The organism is Cryobacterium sp. PAMC25264 (assembly GCF_019443325.1).
Classification (GTDB): Bacteria; Actinomycetota; Actinomycetes; order Actinomycetales; family Microbacteriaceae; genus Cryobacterium.
This window is the reverse complement of record NZ_CP080383.1, coordinates 2,651,730-2,674,162: the sequence shown is the minus strand read 5'-3', so window position 1 is coordinate 2,674,162 and position 22,433 is coordinate 2,651,730. Positions and strand designations below refer to the sequence as shown.

At 67.7% G+C, this 22,433-nt stretch carries 18 protein-coding genes and 3 pseudogenes; 14 read left to right on the top strand and 7 right to left on the bottom strand.

Translation table 11 applies throughout. From position 1 onward, the window contains the following. Positions 1 to 99 precede the first annotated feature (99 nt). Together KY500_RS12385 and KY500_RS12380 are read left to right on the top strand one after the other, a co-directional pair. Entirely contained in the window at positions 100 to 774 is a 675-nt protein-coding gene (locus KY500_RS12385; protein WP_219900831.1) for a DUF4190 domain-containing protein, read from the top strand. 194 nt (positions 775 to 968) lie between these two features. Continuing rightward, positions 969 to 1,385, top strand: coding sequence for a hypothetical protein (locus KY500_RS12380; RefSeq protein WP_219900830.1), 417 nt, complete (start codon positions 969 to 971; stop codon positions 1,383 to 1,385). An 11-nt stretch (positions 1,386 to 1,396) separates the two neighbouring features. Here the strand turns inward: KY500_RS12380 and KY500_RS12375 are convergent, their stop codons facing one another. Further along, on the bottom strand, positions 1,397 to 2,584 hold the full coding sequence (locus KY500_RS12375; RefSeq protein WP_219900829.1) for an SAM-dependent methyltransferase: 1,188 nt from the start codon (positions 2,582 to 2,584) through the stop codon (positions 1,397 to 1,399). 144 nt (positions 2,585 to 2,728) lie between these two features. On the opposite strand from KY500_RS12375, the gene groES reads away from it, so the two are divergent. The 3 genes from groES to KY500_RS12360 all read left to right on the top strand — a co-directional run bounded on the left by groES (position 2,729) and on the right by KY500_RS12360 (position 5,641). Beyond that, positions 2,729 to 3,025 (top strand): co-chaperone GroES, encoded by a 297-nt coding sequence (gene groES / locus KY500_RS12370; RefSeq protein ID WP_066597535.1) that lies wholly within the window; start codon positions 2,729 to 2,731, stop codon positions 3,023 to 3,025. Between the two features lie 102 nt (positions 3,026 to 3,127). Continuing rightward, positions 3,128 to 4,072 carry an EamA family transporter RarD gene (gene rarD / locus KY500_RS12365; RefSeq protein WP_219900828.1) on the top strand — a complete coding sequence of 315 codons (945 nt, stop codon included), beginning with the start codon at positions 3,128 to 3,130 and terminating at the stop codon, positions 4,070 to 4,072. A gap of 270 nt (positions 4,073 to 4,342) precedes the next feature. Then, entirely contained in the window at positions 4,343 to 5,641 is a 1,299-nt protein-coding gene (locus KY500_RS12360) for an ABC transporter substrate-binding protein (protein ID WP_219900827.1), read from the top strand. Positions 5,642 to 6,029: 388 nt separating this feature from the next. On the opposite strand, the gene KY500_RS12355 is transcribed toward KY500_RS12360, so the two are convergent. The 4 genes and pseudogenes from KY500_RS12355 to KY500_RS12340 all read right to left on the bottom strand — a co-directional run bounded on the left by KY500_RS12355 (position 6,030) and on the right by KY500_RS12340 (position 9,999). Continuing rightward, complete coding sequence (locus KY500_RS12355) at positions 6,030 to 6,800, bottom strand: ABC transporter ATP-binding protein (RefSeq protein ID WP_219900826.1); 771 nt, start codon at positions 6,798 to 6,800, stop codon at positions 6,030 to 6,032. After that, a complete protein-coding gene (locus KY500_RS12350; RefSeq protein ID WP_219903426.1) occupies positions 6,787 to 7,662 on the bottom strand; it encodes an ABC transporter ATP-binding protein in 876 nt (291 codons plus the stop codon). Before KY500_RS12350 ends, KY500_RS12355 begins: the two co-directional genes overlap by 14 nt. Positions 7,663 to 7,699: 37 nt before the next feature. After that, positions 7,700 to 8,679 (bottom strand): annotated as a pseudogene (locus tag KY500_RS12345) (branched-chain amino acid ABC transporter permease). Between the two features lie 12 nt (positions 8,680 to 8,691). Further along, the gene (locus tag KY500_RS12340; protein WP_370626805.1) at positions 8,692 to 9,999 is read right to left on the bottom strand and encodes a branched-chain amino acid ABC transporter permease; all 1,308 of its coding nucleotides are present in this window, start codon (positions 9,997 to 9,999) and stop codon (positions 8,692 to 8,694) included. Between the two features lie 233 nt (positions 10,000 to 10,232). Here KY500_RS12340 and guaB point away from each other — a divergent pair, with 233 nt between their 5' ends. The 3 genes and pseudogenes from guaB (at position 10,233) to KY500_RS12325 (ending at position 14,748) form a co-directional block, all read left to right on the top strand. Then, the gene (gene guaB / locus KY500_RS12335; protein WP_219900824.1) at positions 10,233 to 11,735 is read left to right on the top strand and encodes an IMP dehydrogenase; all 1,503 of its coding nucleotides are present in this window, start codon (positions 10,233 to 10,235) and stop codon (positions 11,733 to 11,735) included. Positions 11,736 to 11,866: 131 nt separating this feature from the next. Beyond that, a pseudogene (locus KY500_RS12330) lies at positions 11,867 to 12,975 on the top strand (GuaB3 family IMP dehydrogenase-related protein). 49 nt (positions 12,976 to 13,024) lie between these two features. Further along, positions 13,025 to 14,748 (top strand): annotated as a pseudogene (locus KY500_RS12325) (glycerol-3-phosphate dehydrogenase/oxidase). Between the two features lie 230 nt (positions 14,749 to 14,978). Here the strand turns inward: KY500_RS12325 and KY500_RS12320 are convergent. Continuing rightward, complete coding sequence (locus KY500_RS12320; protein WP_219900823.1) at positions 14,979 to 15,953, bottom strand: hypothetical protein; 975 nt, start codon at positions 15,951 to 15,953, stop codon at positions 14,979 to 14,981. A gap of 309 nt (positions 15,954 to 16,262) precedes the next feature. On the opposite strand from KY500_RS12320, the gene KY500_RS12315 reads away from it, so the two are divergent. Genes KY500_RS12315 through guaA form a run of 6 tightly spaced genes read left to right on the top strand, consistent with a single transcriptional unit; the run spans position 16,263 to position 21,143 of the window. Then, positions 16,263 to 16,790 (top strand): cation:proton antiporter regulatory subunit, encoded by a 528-nt coding sequence (locus KY500_RS12315; RefSeq protein ID WP_066597514.1) that lies wholly within the window; start codon positions 16,263 to 16,265, stop codon positions 16,788 to 16,790. A gap of 3 nt (positions 16,791 to 16,793) precedes the next feature. Next, positions 16,794 to 16,991 (top strand): hypothetical protein, encoded by a 198-nt coding sequence (locus KY500_RS19345; protein WP_255579257.1) that lies wholly within the window; start codon positions 16,794 to 16,796, stop codon positions 16,989 to 16,991. Next, complete coding sequence (locus tag KY500_RS12310) at positions 16,934 to 18,169, top strand: cation:proton antiporter (protein ID WP_255579255.1); 1,236 nt, start codon at positions 16,934 to 16,936, stop codon at positions 18,167 to 18,169. Before KY500_RS19345 ends, KY500_RS12310 begins: the two co-directional genes overlap by 58 nt. After that, positions 18,166 to 19,023: an SURF1 family protein gene (locus KY500_RS12305; protein ID WP_219900822.1), complete on the top strand. Its 858-nt coding sequence runs from the start codon at positions 18,166 to 18,168 to the stop codon at positions 19,021 to 19,023. Before KY500_RS12310 ends, KY500_RS12305 begins: the two co-directional genes overlap by 4 nt. A 9-nt stretch (positions 19,024 to 19,032) precedes the next feature. Continuing rightward, positions 19,033 to 19,470: a DUF3817 domain-containing protein gene (locus tag KY500_RS12300; protein WP_219900821.1), complete on the top strand. Its 438-nt coding sequence runs from the start codon at positions 19,033 to 19,035 to the stop codon at positions 19,468 to 19,470. Next, positions 19,467 to 21,143, top strand: a complete 1,677-nt coding sequence (guaA, locus tag KY500_RS12295; protein ID WP_255579254.1) for a glutamine-hydrolyzing GMP synthase — start codon at positions 19,467 to 19,469, stop codon at positions 21,141 to 21,143. The genes KY500_RS12300 and guaA overlap by 4 nt, the downstream gene beginning before the upstream one ends. A gap of 383 nt (positions 21,144 to 21,526) precedes the next feature. On the opposite strand, the gene KY500_RS12290 is transcribed toward guaA, so the two are convergent. Beyond that, positions 21,527 to 22,342 carry a Bax inhibitor-1/YccA family protein gene (locus tag KY500_RS12290; RefSeq protein WP_219900820.1) on the bottom strand — a complete coding sequence of 272 codons (816 nt, stop codon included), beginning with the start codon at positions 22,340 to 22,342 and terminating at the stop codon, positions 21,527 to 21,529. Positions 22,343 to 22,433 lie beyond the last annotated feature (91 nt).

Sequence of the window (22,433 nt, the reverse complement as noted above, 5' to 3'; positions counted from 1 at the left end):
TCTGGCCGGGCCGGTCGACCATCCGGCAACGGCGCAGACCCCGGATGCCGACATCCGGGTCCTGCAGGCAGCTCCGGCAGCATAGGAAAGGAACCAGTCATGACTGATCCGAACACTCCGCACCCCGAGGTTCCCCAGGTACCCGACGTTCCGCAGGTGCCCGACGTGCCCCAGGTCCCGGATTTCCCCCAGGACAACGCCGTGGGGACCCCCTCGGCCTCCGATCCGTCCGCCGCGGAAACACCCGCAGCCGGGCGCCCGCCCGCCTCGAGCCCGCCGCTCGCCAGCCCGCCGCCCGCACAAGGACCGCCCACCCCACCGCCCTACGGTGCCCCGCAGCCCGGCTATGGCACCCCGCAGCCCGGCTACGGCACCCCGCCCGCAGGCTCCGGTGCCGTGCAGCCCGGTTACGGTCCGCCGCCGCCGGGCTACGGCCCGCCCACACCGGGCGCCCCGGCCACCGGCTACGGTCCGCCACTGTCCTACACGCCCACCAAGCAGCCGATCCTGAGCATCCTGTCGATGGTCGCCGGCGTGATCGGTGTCCTCGGTTCGCCCGTCGCGTTCTTCCCGATCTTCGGGGGAATCCTGGCGATCATTTTGCCGGCAGCCGGTGTGGTGCTCGGTTTCATCGCCCGCAACCGTGAACCCAGCGGCCGGGGCTTCTGGCTCACCGGCATCATCACCGGATTCGTGGGAATCGCCCTGGCGCTATTGAGTATTCTGCTGTGGGCGCTGGTCTTCGCGAGCATGCCCAACAACTACTACTACTGACACTCGGATCACCCCGCGGCCGGTAGCCGCATCGGCTGACTACGCCGGCCGTTTTGAGAAATGAGCCCCACCCATGCCGCAGCCCGGGCAGCCCGACACCCGGGCAGAGCCGCAGCCGGAGAGCGCCGGAGCGCAGAGCCCCGTCGGGCCGGCGCAGACGCGCGCCGAAGCCCGGGCCCGGCAGGCCGCGCAGGGTGCCTCTGCGGCCCCGCCCCGCTGGGCAGCCCACCGGGCAGCCCCTCCGGCGGCCCGACGGTCTCACCCGGCCCCCGGTCGCCGGGGAACTGGCCTATGAGTCCACGATCACCGCGCCCACCGAATGGGTGCCCTACGTCTACACCACGGCCGAGATCCAGACCCACCCGATCCGCCGTGGCCTCAGCGTGGCCGCCGTGGTCTGCGGCTCGCTCAGCGTGCTGGCCGGTATCTTCGTGGTCTGGGCGGTGCCGCTGGCTCTCGCCGCGGTCGTGCTCGCGCTCGTGGCCCGGTTCGTCGAACGCCGCAGCGGCGGACTCTGGATCCTCGGCCTGGTCACCGGCCTGGTCGGTATCCTGCTCGGTGTGGTCTGGCTCGTCGTGATCACCCAGGTGCTGCCGCCGTACTTCGGCTGAGTCGCCTCCGCTCAGACGCGTTCGACGAGCAGCGCCACCTTGTGCCCCGCTGCGCGGGTCAGCACGAGGGTGCCCGACTCCGGGCCCTTGAGCTTCAACCGGGTGCGCAGCGTCGCGGGGTCCACGTCCACTCCGCGCTTCTTGATCTCCAGTGTGCCGATGCGACGCTCGGCCAGGGCGATCCGGAGCTTCTTCTCGTCGGCGGGCAGCACCTCCACCACTCGGAACGCCGTTGCGAACGGGGTCTCGGTGAGCGTGGTGCTGGTGAGATAGGCCAGGCCTTCGCTGAGCATGAGCGCATCCATCGACCGGGCCAGGTCGCCGATCAACCGGGCACGGATGATGGCACCGTCGGGTTCGTAGAGGTACTCGCCCAGCTCACCGACGGGCACGTCCTCGCTGTCGGCGGGCGCGGTCAGCTCGGCCACGCCGTCGCGGGTCAGCAGCAGCGCCGCACGGCGGATGCCCGGGCGGGCGAGCGTGCCGAACCACAGGCCCATCTCCACCAGTTTGCCGTCCACTGACACCCACTGCGCCTCGGCGGTCTCCGGGATCTGCTCCCGGTCGTGGCCGGGGCCGAGCTTGACGCCCACGGGCATCCGCTCGGCCAGGGCGTACACGTCGTCGAGGTTGGGGGAGTAGTCCTCCGCGCGGGTGAGCCGGCTGGTGTTGCCGTGCCCGGCGGTGCGCCGGGCGGGGTCGAACCAGAGCGCGTCGTACGCGGCCGGGTCGACGCTGGCGGCATCGGCGCAGAGCACCGAGGCGGTGGGGAAGGGGGCGAGGTTGAAGCTCGCGACGGTGGCGGTGACCTCGTCGATGTCGATGGCGGTCACGGTGAGCTCCATCGCGGCCATGGCCATGGCGTCACCGCCGATGCCGCAGCCCACGTCGGCGACCCGGGCGAGCTTGGCTTCCACGAAGCGACCGGCGTGCAGGGCGGCGACCCGCAGGCGGGTGGCCTGCTCGAGGCCGGCCTCGGTGAACAGCATCCGGCTGGCGAAATCACCGAACTTGCCCGCGGCCTTGGCACGCAGCCTGGACTGGTACAGCACCGCGTTCACGAGCGCGGGCGAGTGCCCGTTTTTTCGCAGTGCGCTGACCGTGCGCACGACATCCGCGCCGGCTTCGTAGGGCGGCAGGGAGTCCAACAGGCGCAGGCCTTCGGGTGAGAGCAGCTCAACGAGCTCGGCGCGATCCATCCCGCAAACCTATCAACCGAAACCGGGGTGAGTCCCGATGACTCTGGCACTCACGTTGCGTGAGTGCCAGTTGCGCCCTAAACTCGACTTAGCACTCTCGCTGTGAGTCTGCTAACTACGTCTTAGCTAAGAAAGAGGTCAACCGTGTCGGTCTCCATCAAGCCGCTCGAAGATCGCATCGTCATCAAGCAGGTGGATGCAGAACAGACCACCGCTTCCGGACTTGTGATCCCGGACACCGCCAAAGAGAAGCCCCAGGAAGGCGAAGTTGTCGCCGTCGGCCCCGGCCGCATTGACGACAACGGCAACCGCATCCCGCTCGACGTCGCCGTCGGCGACAAGGTGATCTACTCCAAGTACGGTGGAACCGAAGTCAAGTTCGGTGGCGAGGACCTCCTCGTTCTGTCGGCCCGCGACGTTCTCGCGGTCGTCGTTCGCTAGTAACACCGCATATCGTTGAATCCCGGATGGCCTCGGCCGTCCGGGATTTTTCGTGTCCGTGCTCGCGGAACGAAACCGCTCCCCAGACAGGACCACCGGCACATGACGCAGGGCCCAACACCACGTAAGCCCGCTGTGCGCAGCGCCGCCAGAACCGGCCTGATCTACGCGATCTGCTCCTACGGCATCTGGGGTTTCCTGCCGCTGTACTTCCTGCTTCTCGCCCCCACCGGCGCGTTCGAGATCGTGGCCTGGCGGGTGCTGTTCTCACTGGTCTTCTGCGGTGTGCTGATCCTCGCGACCCGGGCCTGGCGTCCGCTCGTGGCGGCCCTGCGCACCCCGAGGGTGGTCTGGACGATGGGGCTGGCCGGCGTGCTGATCTTCATCAACTGGCAGACCTTCATCCTCGCCGCTCTCAGCGGACACGTCGTCGAGACGGCGCTCGGTTACTTCATCAACCCGATCATCACCGTGCTGCTCGGCGTGCTCGTGCTGCACGAGCGGCTGCGCGCCGCCCAGTGGGCCGCCGTGGTGATCAGCTTCATCGCCGTGATCGTGCTGAGTGTCGGCTACGGCACCGTGCCGTGGATCTCACTGATCCTGGCCTTCTCCTTCGGTCTCTACGGGCTGATCAAGAAACGGGTCGGCGGGCACCTCGACGCCCTCACCGGGCTGACCCTGGAGACGATGTGGCTGGCGCCCATCGCGATCGTGCAGCTCGTGGTGGTGTCACTGCTCACCGGGCTCACCTTCGGCACGGTGTCCCCGCTTCACACCGTCGCACTGATCGGCTCCGGGGTGATCACCGCCGTGCCGCTGCTGTTCTTCGCCGCCGCATCGCGCCGCCTACCGCTGTCCACACTCGGGTTGGTGCAGTACCTCGCGCCGGTCCTACAGCTGATCGTGGGCGTCGTGGTCCTGCAGGAACCGATGCCGCCCGAACGCTGGCTCGGCTTCGGCCTGGTCTGGGTGGCCCTGATCGTGCTCACGGTCGACATGATCGTCGCCGGGCGCTCGCAGCGCCGGTTGCTCACCGAACTGGTTTAGTCCACCGGGCCACGCGGCGTCCGGAGCGCCCCACGCGTTACGGTTTCTTACGCCCGCCCGCTGGCCCCCGTTTGGGGGTAAACCGTGCGCGCCCGCTGAACGACTGCTGAAGGCATCCTGATCAGAAGGGCGTTTCGTAACGATTTGGTCGCGTTACACGCCTGTAACACGACCGCCTTGTTTGAGGACGTTGCGATGAATACCTTTGCAACACGGCAACGATCGTTTGCCGTGCTCGACCTCTCGATTTCCCCTTACCCTAGGAGCAACATGAGCGTATTCGCGAAGGCCTCGGCCTCCCGCTCGGCCCGCGCCGTAGTCACCGGCGTCGCCATCTTCGGCGTCAGCGCACTTCTGCTCACCGGATGCAGCACGTCGGAGAGCACGCCGGCCGCATCCGAAGAGCCCGCAGCGACCAGCAGTGATGTCAACCCCGTCGAGGCCGGCGACCGCGATCTGACCCTCAAGGTCGGAACGATCCTCCCGCAGAGTGGTGGACTGGCCTTCCTCGGCCCGCCCGAAGAAGCCGGTGTGCAGCTCGCCATCAACGAGGTCAACGACGCAGGCCTGGGCATCGACATCGAAGCCATCCTCCGTGACTCGGGCGACACCACGACCGACACCGCCACCGTCTCCGTGACCGACCTGCTCTCGCAGAAGGTCAGCGCGATCATCGGTGCGGCGTCCTCGGGCGTCTCCAAGACGGTCATCGACCAGATCACCGGTGCCGGCGTCGTGCAGTTCTCCCCGGCCAACACCTCGGCGGACTTCACGTCTTACGACGACAAGGGCCTCTACTGGCGCACCGCTCCCTCCGACCTGCTGCAGGGTGAAGTGCTGGGTAACCTGATCGCCGAAGACGGCAACAGCACCCTCGGGCTGATCGTGCTCAACGACTCGTACGGAACGGGACTCGCCGATTCCACCACCGCCGCTTTCGAGGCAGCCGGTGGCGAAGTTGTCGCGACCTCGCTTTTCAACGAGGGTGACGCGAACTTCGCGGCACAGATCGCCGAAGTCACCGCAGCCAACCCCGACGCGATCGCACTGATCACGTTCGACCAGGCAAAGGTCATCACCCCGTCGCTGGTCGGCGGCGGATTCCCGGGCGACAAGCTCTACTTCGTTGACGGCAACCTGGCCGACTACACCGCTGACTTCGCTCCCGGCCTGGTCGAGGGCTCGAAGGGCACGCTGCCCGGACTCGACGTGGCGACCCTCGGTGACTTCACCGACCGCCTGCTCAAGGTCGACCCGACGCTCACCGACTACAGCTACGCCGCTGAGTCGTACGACGCCGTCATCCTGATCGCCCTGGCTGCCTACGCGGCCAACGACGTCTCGGGTGAGTCCATCGCCAAGTACCTGCAGCAGGTGTCCGGCGGCAGCGGCGAGGGCACCAAGGTCACCGACTTCAAGTCGGGCGCCGAGGCACTCGCCAAGGGCGACCAGATCGACTATGACGGTTACTCCGGCCCGATCACGTTCGACGAGAACGGCGACCCGACCGACGCGACCATCGGTATCTACCAGTACGGCGCAGACAACACCTACGCCCGCATCAACTAGTCACCACCGCTAACCGGTACACCCACAGCAGACGTACCGCACAGCACCAGAAGGGCCCCGGCTTCGGCCGGGGCCCTTCTGCGTGCCCACAGCGCCCGGTGTGCCCGCGGCCGCTGTGCCCCTCAAGTCGTGCCCCGCTCGCTGCGCCCTGCCCGCACGCGCATCCGGGAGCAGGTCGTCGGCGGCGCTCAGGGGGCGCTCAGGGGCGCTGGGAGGCCTGAGGCGGGTGGAGCACCCCGAAGCGCGCCCGGTGAGCTCGGCGCTCCCAGCCGGGCGCAGGGGCCGCGCGGCTAAACGCCGCGTGCCCCGGGCGGCCGGGCTGCTCCGTGGAAACGGGGCAGCTCGTCCGCGCCGGGGCACGTGCGTGAAGCGAGTGGTGCGGGTGAGGCTAGTCGTCCTGGCCCAGGGTGCCCAGGTACAGGCCGATCACCTTGGGGTCGTTCAGCAGCTCACGGCCGGTGCCGGTGTAGGCATCCCGGCCCTGGTCGAGCACGTAGCCGCGGTCGCAGATTTGCAGGCAACGGCGGGCGTTCTGCTCCACCATGATGGTGGTCACGCCGGCCTTGTTGATCTCCTTCACGCGCAGGAACGCCTCGTCCTGACGCACGGGGGAGAGCCCGGCGCTCGGCTCATCGAGCAGCAGCACGTGCGGGCCCATCATGAGTGCTCGCGACATCGCCACCATCTGGCGCTCCCCGCCCGAGAGCGACCCGGCCCGCTGGCCGAGGCGCTTGCGCAGCTCCGGGAAGATCTCGGTGACGAACTCGAGGCGTTCGGCCAGGCCCTTGGGCTTCTGGTACATGCCCATCTCCAGGTTCTCCTGGATCGTGAGCGTGGGGAACACATTGTTCGTCTGCGGCACGAACCCGACGCCCTTGGAGACCAGCTTGTTGGCCTTGAGGTTGGTGATGTTGTCACCGCGCAGCCGGATCTCGCCCTCGCGCACCTTGACCAGGCCGAAGATCGACTTGAGCAGCGTGGACTTGCCGGCGCCGTTCGGGCCGATGATGCCGATCAGTTCGCCGTCGTAGGCGGTCAGCGAGCACTCGTTGAGGATGTTGACCCCGGGCACATACCCGGCGGTCACGTTCTTCACCTCGACGACGGCAGCACGCACCGGCGGCGGCGTCTGGTCGATCAGCGGGCTAGAGTTCGTCATCGAGCAGCTCCTTAATGGCTCCGACATGTTCCTTCTCGGCGTCAGGATCCTTGCCGAGGTCTTCATCGTGGTGCTGGCCCAGGTAGGCGTCGATGACGGCCTGGTTGCGCATGACCTCGTGCGGGTCGCCCTCAGCCACGACCTTGCCCTCGGCCATCACGATCACCCAGTCGGCGATGTGACGCACCATGTGCATGTCGTGCTCGACGAAGAGCACGCTCATGCCCTCCGCCTTCAGGTTGAGGATGTGGTCGAGCAGCGACTGGGTCAGCGCCGGGTTGACACCGGCCATGGGCTCGTCGAGCATCACCAACGACGGGTCGCTCATGAGCGCTCGCGCCATCTCGAGAAGCTTGCGCTGCCCGCCGGAGAGGCTGGCCGCGTAGTCGTCCTTCTTGGTGTCCAGCTTGAATCTGGCGAGCAGGTCGAGGGCCTTCACCTTGTTGTCGGACTCCTGCTGACGCCAGAGGAACGGCAGCACCGCGCGGAACAGGTTCTCGCCGACCTGCGCCTTGGCGCCGAGCAGCATGTTGTCCATCACGGTGAGCAGGCCCAGCGCCTTGGTGAGCTGGAAGGTGCGCACCTGGCCCATCCGGGCCACCTTGAACGCGGGCTTGCCGCCGATCGGGGTGCCGTCGAAGGTCCACGAGCCCGTGTCGGGCTTGTCGAATCCGGTGAGCAGGTTGAACAGTGTGGTCTTGCCGGCGCCGTTGGGGCCGATCAGGGCGGTGATCGCCCCGCGCGGAATCTCCAGGTACTCGACATCCACGGCTTTGAGGCCGCCGAAGGTGCGGCTGACGCCGTCGACCACGAGGATCGGGTCCTTCTTCTTGCACCCGGGAACGGCCTCGCCGATGTGCATGTCGACGGTCTTGACGGGCTTGGCGGTGGGAACGCTGTTATTTGACAAAAGCCAGCTCCTTCTTGTTTCCGAAGATGCCCTGCGGTCTGTAGATGACTATGAGCATGATCGCCACACCCACGAGGATGAAGCGCAGCTGCCCGGCCTGGATGCTCGACATGAACGGCAGCCAACCGGCTTCCACCGCACGGGCGATGAAGCCGGAGAAGAACGACAGGAGCACCCAGAAGATCATCGAGCCGATCACGGGGCCGAGAATCGTCGCCGCGCCACCGAGCAGCAGGATGGCGTAGACGAAGAAGGTCAGCGATGTCTGGTAGTTCGACGGCACCACGGCCCGCGGGAGCACGAAGATCATTCCGGCGATCGTGCCGAACACGCCACCGAGAATCAGCGACTGCATCTTGTAGGCGTAGACGTTCTTGCCCAGCGCACGCACGGCATCCTCGTCTTCACGGATGCCCTTGATCACCCGGCCCCACGGGCTCCGCATGATCTGCCAGGTGAACAGGCAGGCCAGGATCACGACGGTCCAGGCCACGATGCGCAGCCACCAGTCGTAGGCGTTGTACTCGAACGGACCGAACCCGTAGGTGCCGTCGGGAATCGGGTTGAGGTCGGCGAAGCCGCCCTTGTAGCCGCTGAGTCCGTTGGCCGAACCCGTGACGGGCTCGAAGGTGTTCGTCGTGAACAGTAGACGCACGATTTCGGCGGCCGCGATGGTCACGATGGCCAGATAGTCGGCCCGCAACCGCAGCGTCGGGATGCCCAGGACCAGCGCGAAGATCACGGATGCGCCGATGCCGACGAGCACGGATGCCCAGACCGGGAACCCGAAGGTCAGGTCGAGATCGCGTACCCGTAGGCGCCGAGGGCCATGAAGCCCGCCTGGCCGAAGTTGAGCAGGCCGGTATAGCCGAAGTGCACGGCCAGGCCCAGCGCCGCGAGGGCGTAGGCGGCGGTGGTCGGGCTGATCAGCTCGACGGCCGCGTTGCTAAAGATTGCTCCCCAGTCGATCATCGTCAGCCCCTAGCCAATTCTCTCTTTGCGACCCAGGATGCCTTGCGGCCGAAGCAGCAGCACCAGGATCAAAACGACAAGTGCACCGACGTACTTGAGGTCGGACGGAAGCCACAGCGTGGACAGTTCGACGAACAGGCCCACGATGATCGAGCCCACCAGGGCGCCGAAGGCGGTGCCCAGACCACCCAGGGTGGTGGCGGCGAAGACCAGCAGCAGGATCTGGAAGCCCATGTCCCAGCTGACGCCCGGACGGAAGTAGGCCCAGAGCACACCGGACAGGCCGGCCAGCGCACCGCCGACGATCCAGACGATGCGGATGACGCCATCCACATCTATACCGCTCGCCGAGGCGAGGCTGGGGTTGTCGGATACGGCGCGGGTGGCCTTGCCGATGCGGGTGCGCAGCAGAAAGTAGGACACGGCCAGGAGCACGACGACGCTGATGCCCATGCTGGCCAGGTCGATCGGCGACAGCGAGATCGGCCCGAACTTGAGGTCGGCCATACCGGAACCGGGCAGCTGGCTGGTGCCGCCACCGTAGAACAGCTGGAAGGTGTACCGCAGCGCGAGCGACAGGCCGATGCTGACGATCATCAGCGGGATCAACCCGACACCCTTCTTCCGCAAGGGTTTCCAGATCGCCGCATCCAACCCGAAGCCGAGGGCACCGCTGAGCGCGATCGCGACGATGATCGCCAACCAGATCGGCACACCAAGGGTGACGGACAGGGTGAGAGTGGCCAGCGCGCCGAAGGTGATCATCTCGGCGTGGGCGAAGTTGCTCAGCCCCGTGGTGCCGAAGATCAGCGACATGCCGATGGCGGCCAGCGCCAACAGCAGACCGAAGTTCAGGCCGTTGACGAACCGGTTGACGAACTGGTCGAAGAAGCTGACGGTGGTGCGTTCTCCCTCCCCGAGGAAGAAGTTCACCGACTTCACCTTCGTCAGCCCGAACTCGGCCTCGATGGTTGACCCGCCCTTGGCCACGACGACACCCTTGGGCAGGGTGTCCTCGTCGAGGCTGACCGTGTAGGTCTCCTTCTCGGGAACACCGATACGCCACTTGCCATCGGCGTCGGTGACGACCTCGGCCTCGTAGCCGGAGCCCTTGACGGAGATGAGCACGTCTGGGATCGGTTCGCCGTCGAATTGCACGTTGCCGGCGATGACGTAGTCGTATTGGTCCGTATTGATCTCGTCCGCGTGAGCCGCTCCCGCGCCAAGCGTGGAAAAGGTCAAGGCAGCAAGGAGCAGGCCGAGCAATAGCACCAGCTTCCTCGGTGCGAATCTACGAACAGCGTGTGTATTGCTCACTGCACCTCCAAGTGGGCACCGTCGGTGCGAATTCGAGCCGGCGGGCTTACCTGCCAGCGACGTTGCTGACAGTACGTGCCGATTATGTCGCATATGTTTCGTGCGCAGAATTTAGTGGGTCTGATTCTTGTTCGCGGAATGCCTGGGGCGCAACGTCGCTTAACATTGATTACCGGTTGCATCCCTCAAGATCCCGGGCTTTCTTCCTTGTTCGCGAATGCAAAAGGGGTTTCATGGATCAGCCAGATCCGTTCGGTTTCACCGGGCTCACCTACGACGACGTCCTTCTCCTTCCGGGGCACACCGACGTAATTCCGAGTGAGGCCGAGACAAAGTCCCGGCTAACCCGCAGAATCAGCGTGGCGACACCGCTGCTGTCGAGTGCGATGGACACCGTCACCGAGACGCGGATGGCCATCGCCATGGCGCGTGAAGGCGGCCTGGGCATCCTGCACCGCAACCTGTCGATCGCCGACCAGGCCGAGCAGGTCGACCTCGTCAAGCGCAGCGAATCCGGCATGATTACCAATCCGGTAACGACTTCGCCCGATGCCACCGTCGCCGAGGTGGATGCGCTCTGCGGCCAGTTCCGCATCAGCGGCCTGCCTGTCGTCGACAACGACGGCGTTCTCGTGGGCATCATCACCAACCGCGACATGCGTTTTGTCTCCAACGTGAAGAAGCACACCACCAAGGTGCGCGAGGTCATGACCACGTCCCCGCTCATCACGGGCAAGGTCGGCATGGCGCCCATGGACGCCGTGGCCATCTTCGCCACGCACAAGATCGAGAAGCTGCCGCTCGTCGACGACGCCGGCCGCCTCACGGGCCTCATCACGGTCAAGGACTTCGACAAGAGCGAGGAATACCCCAACGCGACGAAGGACGACGCCGGACGCCTCCGCGTGGGCGCGGCCATCGGCTTCTTCGGTGACGCCTGGCGCCGGGCCTCCGCCCTGCTCGAGGCCGGGGTCGACGTGCTCGTTGTCGACACCGCCAACGGCGACAGCGCCGGAGTGCTGGAGATCATCCGCAAGCTCAAGAGCGACTCGGCCTTCGCCGACGTCGACGTGATCGGCGGCAACGTCGCCACCCGGTCGGGCGCTCAGGCGCTCATCGACGCGGGCGCGGATGCCATCAAGGTGGGCGTGGGCCCCGGCTCGATCTGCACCACCCGCATCGTCGCCGGCGTGGGCGTGCCCCAGATCACCGCGGTCTACCAGGCCTCGCTGGCTGCTCGGGAGACCGGCGTTCCGGTCATCGCCGATGGCGGACTGCAGTACTCGGGTGACATCGCCAAGGCGCTCGTCGCCGGCGCCGACACCGTGATGCTCGGCTCCCTGCTCGCCGGCTGCGACGAGAGCCCTGGCGAGCTGGTCTTCACCAACGGCAAGCAGTTCAAGACCTACCGCGGCATGGGTTCGCTCGGCGCGCTGCAGACCCGCGGCTCCAAGACGTCCTACTCCAAGGACCGCTACTTCCAGTCGGATGTGCCCAGCGACGACAAGCTCATTCCCGAGGGCATCGAGGGCCAGGTCCCCTACCGCGGCCCGGTGTCGAACGTGGCGTACCAGCTCATCGGCGGGCTGCGCCAGTCGATGTTCTACGTGGGCGCGCGCACCATCGAGGAGCTCAAGCAGAAGGGCAAGTTCGTGCGCATCACGGCGGCCGGCCTCAAGGAGAGCCACCCCCACGACGTGCAGATCATGGTGGAGGCGCCCAACTACCGCCGCTAACCATCCGCGAACCGTGAGCTAAGCCCCGAAACCCACGAGTTTTCGGGGCTTTTCTCACGGTTCGCGGGAGGTGTGGGGGAGGGTCGATGGCCTGGCTGAGTGGGGGCTGCGACTAAACTGGGCGGGTGAGTATGGAAATTGAAATCGGCCGGTCCAAGCGCGCTCGGCGTGTGTACGCCTTCGACGACATCGCGGTGGTGCCCTCCCGGCGCACCCGTGACCCCGAGGATGTGTCGGTCGGCTGGTCCATCGACGCGTACCAGTTCGACATCCCGTTCCTGGCCGCCCCGATGGACTCCGTGGTCTCCCCGACGACCGCGATCATGATGGGCCAGCTCGGCGGACTGGGCGTGCTCGACCTCGAGGGCCTCTGGACCCGCTACGAGAACCCCGAGCCGCTGCTCGCCGAGATCCGCGAACTGCCCGCCGATAAGGCCACGGCGCGCATGCAGGAGATCTACGCCGAGCCGATCAAGCCGGCCCTCGTCACCGAGCGCCTCGCCGAGATCCGCGCCGCCGGCGTCACCGTGGCCGGAGCCCTGTCGCCGCAGCGCACCCAGGAACTCTACGAAACCGTCGTCGCCGCCGGCGTCGACCTGTTCGTCATCCGCGGCACCACGGTCTCGGCCGAGCACGTCTCCCGCAACCAGGAGCCGCTGAACCTCAAGAAGTTCATCTACGACCTCGACGTGCCCGTCATCGTCGGCGGCGCCGCAACCTACACCGCGGCCCTGCACCTGATGCGCACCGGAGCGGCCGGCGTGCTCGTCGGCTTCGGCGGCGGCGCGGCCTCCACCACCCGCACCAGCCTCGGCATCCACGCCCCCATGGCTACCGCCGTGGCCGACGTCGCCGGCGCCCGCCGCGACTACATGGACGAGTCCGGCGGCCGCTACGTGCACGTCATCGCCGACGGCGGACTCAGCACCTCCGGTGACATCGTCAAGGCCATCGCCTGCGGTGCGGATGCCGTGATGCTCGGTACCGCCCTCGCCCGCGCCACCGACGCGCCCGCGGCGGCTTCCACTGGGGTGCCGAGGCGCACCACTCCCAGCTGCCGCGTGGCCGCCGCGTCGAGGTGGGCTCCGTGGCCCCGCTCGAGGCGATCCTGTACGGTCCGTCCACCGTTTCCGATGGCACCGCCAACCTGGTCGGGGCTCTCCGCCGCTCGATGGCCACCACCGGATACAGCGGAATCAAAGAATTTCAGCGGGTTGAGGTAGTTGTCGCGCCGTACTGAGTGAACTAGCGTCGAAGCAAGCACCACCGATGGCGATGGGAGTTTGCAGATGACGCACGATAATTCGGTGACCAGGTCCACCAAGCTCGGACCAGAGGAACGCGCGGCCGCGATCGAACGCCTCAAGAACAAAGAGCTCGACATCCTCGTTGTCGGCGGGGGCATCGTCGGCACCGGCTGCGCGCTGGACGCGGTGACCCGCGGCCTGAGCGTGGGCATGCTCGAGGCCAGGGACTGGGCGTCGGGCACCTCCAGCCGGTCGTCGAAGCTGGTGCACGGCGGCATCCGCTACCTCGAACAGCTCGACTTCCGCCTGGTGCGGGAGGCGCTGACCGAACGTGGCCTGCTGCTCAAGCGCATCGCCCCGCACCTGGTCAAGCCCGTGCGCTTCCTCTACCCGCTCAAGAAGCGGGTGGTCGAGCGCGCGTACGTGGGAGCGGGCATGTTGCTCTACGACGTGCTCTCCTACCTCGGCGGACGCCCCGGCGTGCCGCATCACCGCCACCTCACCCGCGGCCAGGTCGCCAGGATGGTGCCCAGCCTCAGCCACGACGCCCTGGTGGGCGGCATCACCTACTACGACGCCCAGGTCGACGACGCGCTCTACGTCGCCTCGCTGGCCCGCACGGCATCCGCTTACGGCGCCCACGTGGCCAGCCGGGTGCGCGTGGAGGGTTCATCAAGGTGGGCGAGCGGGTCGTCGGCGTGCACGCGCACGACCTGCAGACCGGGGAGCGCTTCGACGTGCGGGCCAAGCAGGTGGTCAACGCCACCGGCGTCTGGACCGACGACACCCAACGGATGGTGGGGGAGCGCGGCACGTTCAAGGTGCGCGCGTCTAAGGGCATCCACCTGGTCGTGCCGCGCGATAGGTTCCAGTCCGCGATGGGCCTGCTGCTGCGCACCGAGAAGAGTGTGCTCTTCGTGATCCCGTGGGGCCGGCACTGGCTGATCGGCACCACCGACACCGACTGGCACCTCGACAAGGCGCACCCTGCGGCCACTGCCGCCGACATCGACTACCTGCTCGAGCATGTCAACGCCGTGCTGCAGGTTCCGCTGACCCGGGAAGACGTGGAGGGGGTCTACGCGGGCCTACGGCCGCTGCTGGCCGGGGAGAGCGACCAGACCTCGAAGCTGTCCCGTGAACACCTGGTGGGGCACTCGGTGCCCGGCCTGGTCGTGATCGCCGGCGGCAAGTGGACCACCTACCGGGTGATGGCCAAGGACGCCATCGACGCGGCAGTGGATGCGCTGGACGACCTGGTGCCGCCGTCGACGACCAAGGAGATCCCGTTGCTCGGCGCCGAGGGGTACCGGGCCGCGTGGAACAAGCGCGCCAAGATCGCCCACGCGTTCAACCTGCACACGGTGCGGGTGGAGCATCTGCTCAACCGCTACGGCACCCTCACCGATGAGCTCCTCGACCTGATCAAGGACCATCCGGAGCTGGCCGAGCCGTTGCCGGGCGCGGACGACTACATCCAGGCCGAGGTGGTCTACGCCGCCACCCACATGGGTGCCCTGCACCTCGAGGACGTGCTCGCCCGCCGCACCCGCATCTCCATCGAGGCCTGGGACCGCGGGGTGTCGGCGGCGCCGGTCGCCGCGCGGCTGCTCGCCGGAGTGCTCGGCTGGGATACCGAGCGTGAGGAGCGGGAGGTGTCGATCTACCTCAAGCGGGTCGCCGCCGAGCGGGCCTCGCAAACCCAGCCCGACGACGAGTCCGCCGACCGGGTGCGCCTGGAGGCCCCCGACATCGTCACGACCTGACCCTGTCGGCGCGATGCGCGCTGCGCCTCGGGCCCCGTGGCCCGCCACCCCTTGCCCCGCCCAGCATCCCGTCGCCGCCCCTGTGATTCACCGCACCTCCTGTCGGCGACCGCGCCCGCTACAGCGGGCGCTGTCGCCCGTATGAGGTGCAGTGGGTACCCGTATGAGGCGCAGTGGGTTCCGGGTTGCTCATGGAGTGCCTCGGGTAACCGCCCGGGAGAGATCGCCTCTCAGCGAGCGCGGGGGATGCCGTTGCGGCTGAGCAGGTCTCCAAGAGCGGTGAGGGAAGTGGCAACCTGCCAGTCCCACCGAAATACACCGAACCCCAAGGCGCGAAGCCGGTCTTCCCGGATCTTCTCGGCGATGACGACGTCGGCGGTGGAGCGCCCACCGGTGAATTCCTCTCGCAGGTACTTGCCGAGCCCGTCGAACTCGCCGACCTTGCCGATGGTGCGCCAGAAGAAGTCAGTGAATCCGATCAGGCCGTCGCGATCCCAGTGCGGCACCTGCAACTCGGGCAGGAGAAAACCCAGCATGAAGATGCCGGCCCTGCTGATCGATTCTCCGGTCGACCCGGAGAGCGGCGAAGCGAACTCCAGCGCCCGCCCGGCGGCCGCTCGGCCGGTAACCCGCCCGAGCTGGTCGAACGCGCGGTCGAGGTCTGCCCGGGTCGCCAAGGAGTGACCGTCGCGTGGTTCGTGGATGGCCTTGTCCATCACCGCAACTGCCTGGCCGAACTTGAGAACTCGGGCCAGCGCCACCGCAGTGGCCGCGACGGACGTCACCCGGAGGCCATCGCGCTCGGCCACGTCGAGACCGTACTCCTGTGGATGGCGGATCACGCCGCGCCGGGACCGCCCACCGGCCGCTGAAGTGGTGGCCAGGTGGATCTCCGTGGGCCAGGCGCCGACAATCGGCAAACCCCACAGTGCTGCCGCCGAGAAGTGCGAGTAGACGGCCGGAGCCTCCGCCGTAGCGGCATGTGCGTGGATCCGACGGAGATAACGCGCATCCGCCCCCAGCGCAGCCCACTCGGCTGCGAGCGTGTACACCCCGCGGCGGAGGCGGATGACGGTGCGACGCTCGAACTCTCGGCGAAGCTCGTGGTGGAAGCCGACATGTGCCGCGTCACTCGCCAGGATGAGCCCGCTGGGGGTGGACAACGCGGCAAGGACATCCAGGCTGCCTGCTGAGGTGGTGGTCATGCCTCGAGGCTGACCGGTCATTGGGCCCAGCGGAGTCGGCGGGCGAAATCTGTGCATTTCTTCGGGCTGCCTCGACCCTGTGGATAGTGGCTTCGCGGCCGTTCCCGGCCGTCACTGCACCTCGTGTCGGCGCTCGCGCCCGCTATAGCGGGCGCGGTCGCCGGCAGGAGGTGCACCGAACGCGGCGCCTAGCCAGAGGGGGCGCACCGAGCCTCGGTCGAGCGGATGCGCCCGGGCCGCGGCCCGGGCAACCGGCCGAAAGCCTCCGGTAGAATGGCTACACCGCCCACAAGCCTCAGGAGTCGCACCATGGTTGACGTTCGACGGGTCAAGCTCCCCGGTGTGGGTGTGCTGCACACCTTCATCACCGATGACGGCGGCAAGGTCGGTGTGATCGCCCACCGCTCCGGCCACAGTGACCTGATCACCTTCGCCGACGACGAGGGCGGACCCGACGCCAGCAAGGTGTCCCTCCGGCTCAGCGAGGACGAGGCGCACACCCTCGCCGAACTCCTCGGCGGCACCCAGATCACCGAGTCGCTCACCGCGCTCGACCAGATCCCGGGCCTCAGCATCGACTGGTTCACCGTGGACTACGAGGACCATATCGCCGGGCAGCCCCTGGGCAACCCCGCCGAGCGCGGCATCGCCGGACTCACCGTCGTGGCCGTGGTGCGCGGCGAATCCGCCAACCCGGCCCCCGCCGCCGACTTCAAGGTCTTTCCCGGCGACACCCTGGTCGTGGCCGGCTCGCCCGAAAAGGTGGCGAAGGCGTTCGCGTTCTTCCGCACCGGCGAGATCAAGGCGAAGCCCGTCGACTCGCCGCCCGGAGGCTAGCCGATGAACCTCGGTGAAGATCTACTCACCCTGGGCATCCTCCTCGTGGTTGCCTACGTCCTGGGCCGCCTGGGCAAGCTGATCGGCCTGCCGTCGATTCCGATCTACATGATCGTGGGTCTCTTGGCGAGCCCGTACAGCGGATGGTTCCCCTCGACTTCCACTCCGCCGACATCGAACTCATCGCCGTCTTCGGGTTGATCCTGCTCTTGTTCAGCCTGGGCCTGGAGTTCGACCAGGAGGCGTTCTTCGGCGACGCCGGAAAACTGTTGATCTCCGGCGGCTCCTACATCCTGATCAACATGGGCGCCGGCTTCGCGTTCGGCCTGATGACCGGCTGGGGTACCCGCGAGGCCCTCGTGATCGCGGGCATGACCGGCACCTCCTCGAGTGCCATCATCACGAAACTGCTCATCGAGCTGCGCCGTCTGGCGAACAAGGAAACCCCGATGATCCTCGGGGTGACCGTGGTGGGCGACATCTTCATCGCCGTGTACCTGGCCATCGTGTCCGTCGTGCTCAGCGGCAAGACCGAGATCTGGCCCATCGTGCTGCAACTGTTCATCGCGTTCCTGTTCCTCGTGGTGATGTTCTCCGTCGCCCGGTGGGGCGGCCGGGTGGTGTCGCGGCTGATGCGCACCAAGGACGACGAGCTGTTCACCATCCTGTTCTTCGGCCTCGCCGTGCTCTTCGCCGGCATCGGCGAGATCATCGGCGTCACCGACGCGATCGGCGCGTTCCTGATCGGCGTGGTGCTGGGCGCCAGCACTTACCGCGGCCGCATCGAGCGGGTCGCCGTGCCGCTCCGCGACGTGTTCGGCGCGTTCTTCTTCCTCAACTTCGGGCTGGCCCTCAACGTGGCCGAGTTCGGTTCGGTCATCGTGCTGGTGGCCATCGCCATCCTGATGACCTTCGTACTCAGCCTCGGTTCGGGCATGCTGCTGGCGCGGATGCATCAGATGGGCATGCGGGAAGGCCTCAACACCGCGGCGATCTTCGTCAACCGCGGGGAGTTCACCCTGATCCTGGCGACCCTCTCGGTGGGCGCCGGCCTCGACCAACGGCTGCAGCCGTTCGCTGGGCTTTACGTGCTCTCCATGGCCATCCTCGGCCCGCTGTTCACCGCCAACTCCGAGAAGATCGGCGCCGCCCTCGGCCGCCGCTCCGGCGCCTCCCAGCCGCCCACCCGCACCCCCGAGCGCGACGCCATGCGCGCCGAGGAGATCGCGCTGGTCGAGGCGGCCACCCACGACCAGAAATCCGGCGACCCGATGGTGGACTTCATTTCCGAGACATACCCGACAACCGAGAAGAAGCCCGACAAGGCCGGCCCATCCGGTAAATCCGGTCAGGACGACGGGGCGGGGGACTACTCATGATCGGCATGATGCTGCGCCCGCGCTGGATCGCCGCGCTGCTGTTGGCCCTGGCGATCGCCGCGGCATTCGCGCTGCTCGGCCAGTGGCAGCTGGACCGCGCCATCACCTCCGGCCAGGTCGCGGAGCGCAGCACCGAGGTCGTGCAGCCGCTGCGCGACACTGTGCAACCGGATGGCCCGCCGCCGCAGATCGCGGAGGGCCAGCGGGTCCAGACCAGCGGCTCCTTCGTGCCCGGGGACGACCAGATCATCAGCGGCCGGCACAACGGCGGCGAAACCGGCTATTGGGTGGTCAGCCACTTCGTCACCGACGACGGCATCAGCATCCCCGTCGCCCGCGGCTGGACCGCCGACGCCGACCAGGCCGCCACGGTGCGCGACCGGCTCGCGAACGAGATGACCATTGCCTCGCTGCAGCCGCTCACCGGCCGGTTCGTGCCCGACGAGGCGCCGCAGGTGCCCGCCGAAGGCGTCGACCCGCACACCATGACCACGGTCTCCACGGCCGCGCTGATCAACCTCTGGGCCGACTGGAACGACCAGTCGGTCTACCAGGGCTACATCGTCGACGGCGCAGCGGCCGACGGGCTCGCCGTGATCGACTCGCCCGTGCCGGTCGTCGAGGTGCCGCTGAACTGGCTCAACATCTTCTATGCCCTCGAGTGGGCCGTGTTCGCCGGGTTCGCCGTGTTCCTCTGGTACCGCCTGGTGCGGGATGCGTGGGAGCGCGAAGTCGAGGAAGCCGAGCTGGCCGCCAACGGCGGCGGCACCGACGCCGGGGGCTCAGCGGGCGACGGACCCGACGCATCCGCCCCGCACGGTGGCCCCGACCGGAGCCACGCCGAGGCCCCGTAGAATTAGTCCATGCCACTTGCACCCAAGCCTGCCGACCTGCCCAGAATTCCGGGGGCGCTCAAGCTGTACCAGGTCTCATCGATCATCACCGGTGTCTTCCTGCTGCTCTTGTGCATCGAGGTCATCCTCAAGTTCGTCTTCCAGTACGAACTGGAGGTGGGCGGTCCCAACGGCTTCCTCGCCCTCGTGGCGCGCGACACCGTGACCGCCTTCAACCTGAGCACGGCGATCCTGATCGTGCACGGCTGGTTCTACGTCCTCTACCTGTTCGCCGACTTCCGCCTCTGGAGCCTCATGCGCTGGCCGTTCCCCATGTTCCTGCTGATCGCCCTGGGAGGCATCATCCCGTTCCTGTCCTTCTTCCTGGAGGTGAAGGTCGGCCAGCGGGTCAAGGCCTACCTCGCCGCCCACCCGACTCCCGCCGTGCAGGCCGGAGCACACGCATGAGCGCCGTGAACCCGATGGATGTCGTGGGTGCCGACGGCGCCGAGGGCGCCGAGGGCCTCGAGAACCAGCTCGGCACCGAGGAGGGCACCGCGCCAGCGGCCTCCGGCATCAGCCGCCCCGTGCTCGTGGTCGACTTCGGTGCGCAGTACGCGCAGCTGATCGCCCGGCGCGTGCGCGAGGCATCCGTGTACTCGGAGATCGTGGCGCACTCGATCACCGCCGCCGATGTGGCGGCCAAGAACCCCATCGGCATCGTGCTCTCCGGCGGGCCGTCCAGCGTCTACGCCGAGGGTGCCCCCGCCTTCGACCCGGCCATCTTCGACCTCGGAATCCCGGTGCTGGGCATCTGCTACGGCTTCCAGGTGATGGCCACCGCTCTCGGCGGCGAGGTCTCGGAGACCGGTCTGCGCGAGTACGGCTCCACCCCGGTCGTCATCAGTGACAGCAAGAACGTGCTCCTCGCCGACCAGCCCGTCGAACAGACCGCCTGGATGAGCCACGGTGACTCCGTCTCGAAGGCCCCGGATGGCTTCACGGTGCTGGCCTCCACGGCCTCCACCCCGGTTGCCGCGTTCGCCAACGACGAGCGCCGGCTCTACGGGGTGCAGTGGCACCCCGAGGTCAAGCACTCCGCGCACGGCCAGCACGTGCTGGAGAACTTCCTGCACCGCGCTGCCGGAATCCCCGCCGACTGGAACAGCGGCAACGTCATTGCCGAGCAGGTCGCCCTGATCCAGGCCCAGGTGGGCACCGGGAAGGTCATCTGCGGCCTCTCCGGCGGAGTGGACTCCGCCGTCGCGGCGGCCCTCGTGCACAAGGCCATCGGCGACCAGCTCGTCTGCGTGTTCGTCGACCACGGCCTGCTGCGCGAGGACGAGCGCCGCCAGGTGGAAGAGGACTACGTCAAGGCCACCGGCATCCGCCTGGTCACGGTGGATGTGCGTGAGCAGTTCATCAACGCCCTCGCCGGGGTCAGCGACCCGGAGACCAAGCGCAAGATCATCGGCCGCGAGTTCATCCGCACCTTCGAGCAGGCCCAGGCCGAGCTCATCAAGGAGTCCGCCGAGATCGACGGCGACCCGATCCGCTTCCTCGTGCAGGGCACCCTCTACCCCGACGTGGTCGAGTCCGGCGGCGGCAGCGGCACCGCCAACATCAAGAGCCACCACAACGTGGGCGGCCTGCCCGAGGACCTGCAGTTCGAGCTCGTCGAGCCGCTGCGCGCCCTGTTCAAGGACGAGGTTCGCGCGATCGGCGCCGAGCTGGGACTGCCCGCCGAAATCGTGCAGCGCCAGCCGTTCCCCGGACCCGGCCTGGGCATCCGTATCGTCGGCGAGGTCACCCAGGCTCGTCTGGACCTGCTGCGTCAGGCGGATGCGATCGTGCGCGCCGAACTGACCGCCGCGGGCTTGGACCGGGAGATCTGGCAGTGCCCCGTGGTGCTGCTCGCCGACGTGCGCTCCGTGGGCGTGCAGGGTGACGGTCGCACCTACGGGCACCCCATCGTGCTGCGTCCGGTCTCCTCCGAGGACGCCATGACCGCCGACTGGACCCGCCTGCCGTACGACCTGCTGGCGAAGATCTCCAACCGCATCACCAACGAGGTCGACGGGGTCAACCGCGTAGTACTCGACGTCACGTCGAAGCCGCCGGGGACCATCGAATGGGAGTAGGCGTTCCGCCGCTCCCGTAGTCGTTCCGCAAGCACCCCCGCCCGCGCGGGGGTGCTTGCGTCGTTAACCCCGGTGCCGGGGTGGCCTCGCGCCGGCGGTCGGGTGGTGCGCGGGTGGGGCGCCGGTTCGCGGGTGGCGTGCCACGAGCGGAGCGGCGCGGTGCCCGCGTAGCTCGGGATGTCGGTGCGGGCCGGGCTGGTGCGCGGGTCAGGCGCCGCTTCGCGGGAGCGGCGCCCGGGTAGGCCCCGCCGAGGTCCGGGCCAGCCCAACGCATCCGCCTGACCAGCGCGGGAGACGACAAGAGGGCCGGCCCGTGGTGGGCCGGCCCTCTCGGGTGGTGCGGATGCCGCGACTGCGGCGGGTGGCGCGGGGCGCCCGGTGCGCTACTCGCGGGCGATCGCGAAGATGCGCAGCAGCTCCACGTAGAGCCACACGACGGTCACCATGATGCCGAAGGCGCCGCTCCAGCCGTACTTGCGCGGAGCGCGGTTGTTCACACCCTTCTGGATGAAGTCGAAGTCGAGCACGAGGGAGTACGCGGCCATGAGCACGGCCAGGATGCCGATGACCAGGCCCAGCTTGATCTCGAAGCCGGCGATCTCGATGCTGCCGCTGCGCATGCCGAACGCACCGTCGGTGGCACCGAAGAGCATCATGCCGACGTTGACCAGCGAGAACACCGCGTAGCCGACCATCGCGATGAGGAAGACCTTGGTGGCCTTCTTCGAGGCGCGGATCTTGCCGCTGGAGAACAACGCGAGGGTCACACCGACCACGACGAGGGTGGCCAGGACGGCCTGGGTGACGACGCCGGCGTAGATCTGCTCGAAGACGCGGGAGATACCACCGACGAACAGGCCCTCCATCACGGCGTAGGCAAGGATCAGGGGCGGCGACGGCTCCTTCTTGAAGGCGTTGACCAGGCCGAGCACGAGGCCGCCGATGGCGCCCAGGATCAGCAGGAACGGGGCAACCGGGGTAAGCACCCACGCGGTGGCCGCGGCGGCCAGCAGGATGGCGAACGCCAGCACGGTCTTGCCGATGGTGTCTTCGTAGGTCATCCGGTCGGTGTCCTGCGAACCGGCCGACGGCGAGTTGTACAGCGCCTGCAGGTCGTTGTCGGAAAGCACCTTGGTCGTTGCAACGGCGCCGGGAGCGCCGAACGCGGCGTTTCGGAATGCGGGGTTGGAGGTTGCCATGGTTTTCTGCCTAACAATCAGCTGGATGCGGGTGCGCCGGGACCCGGCGCGAGTGTGCAACAAATCTACTGGAACAACCCGAAGTTTGCTG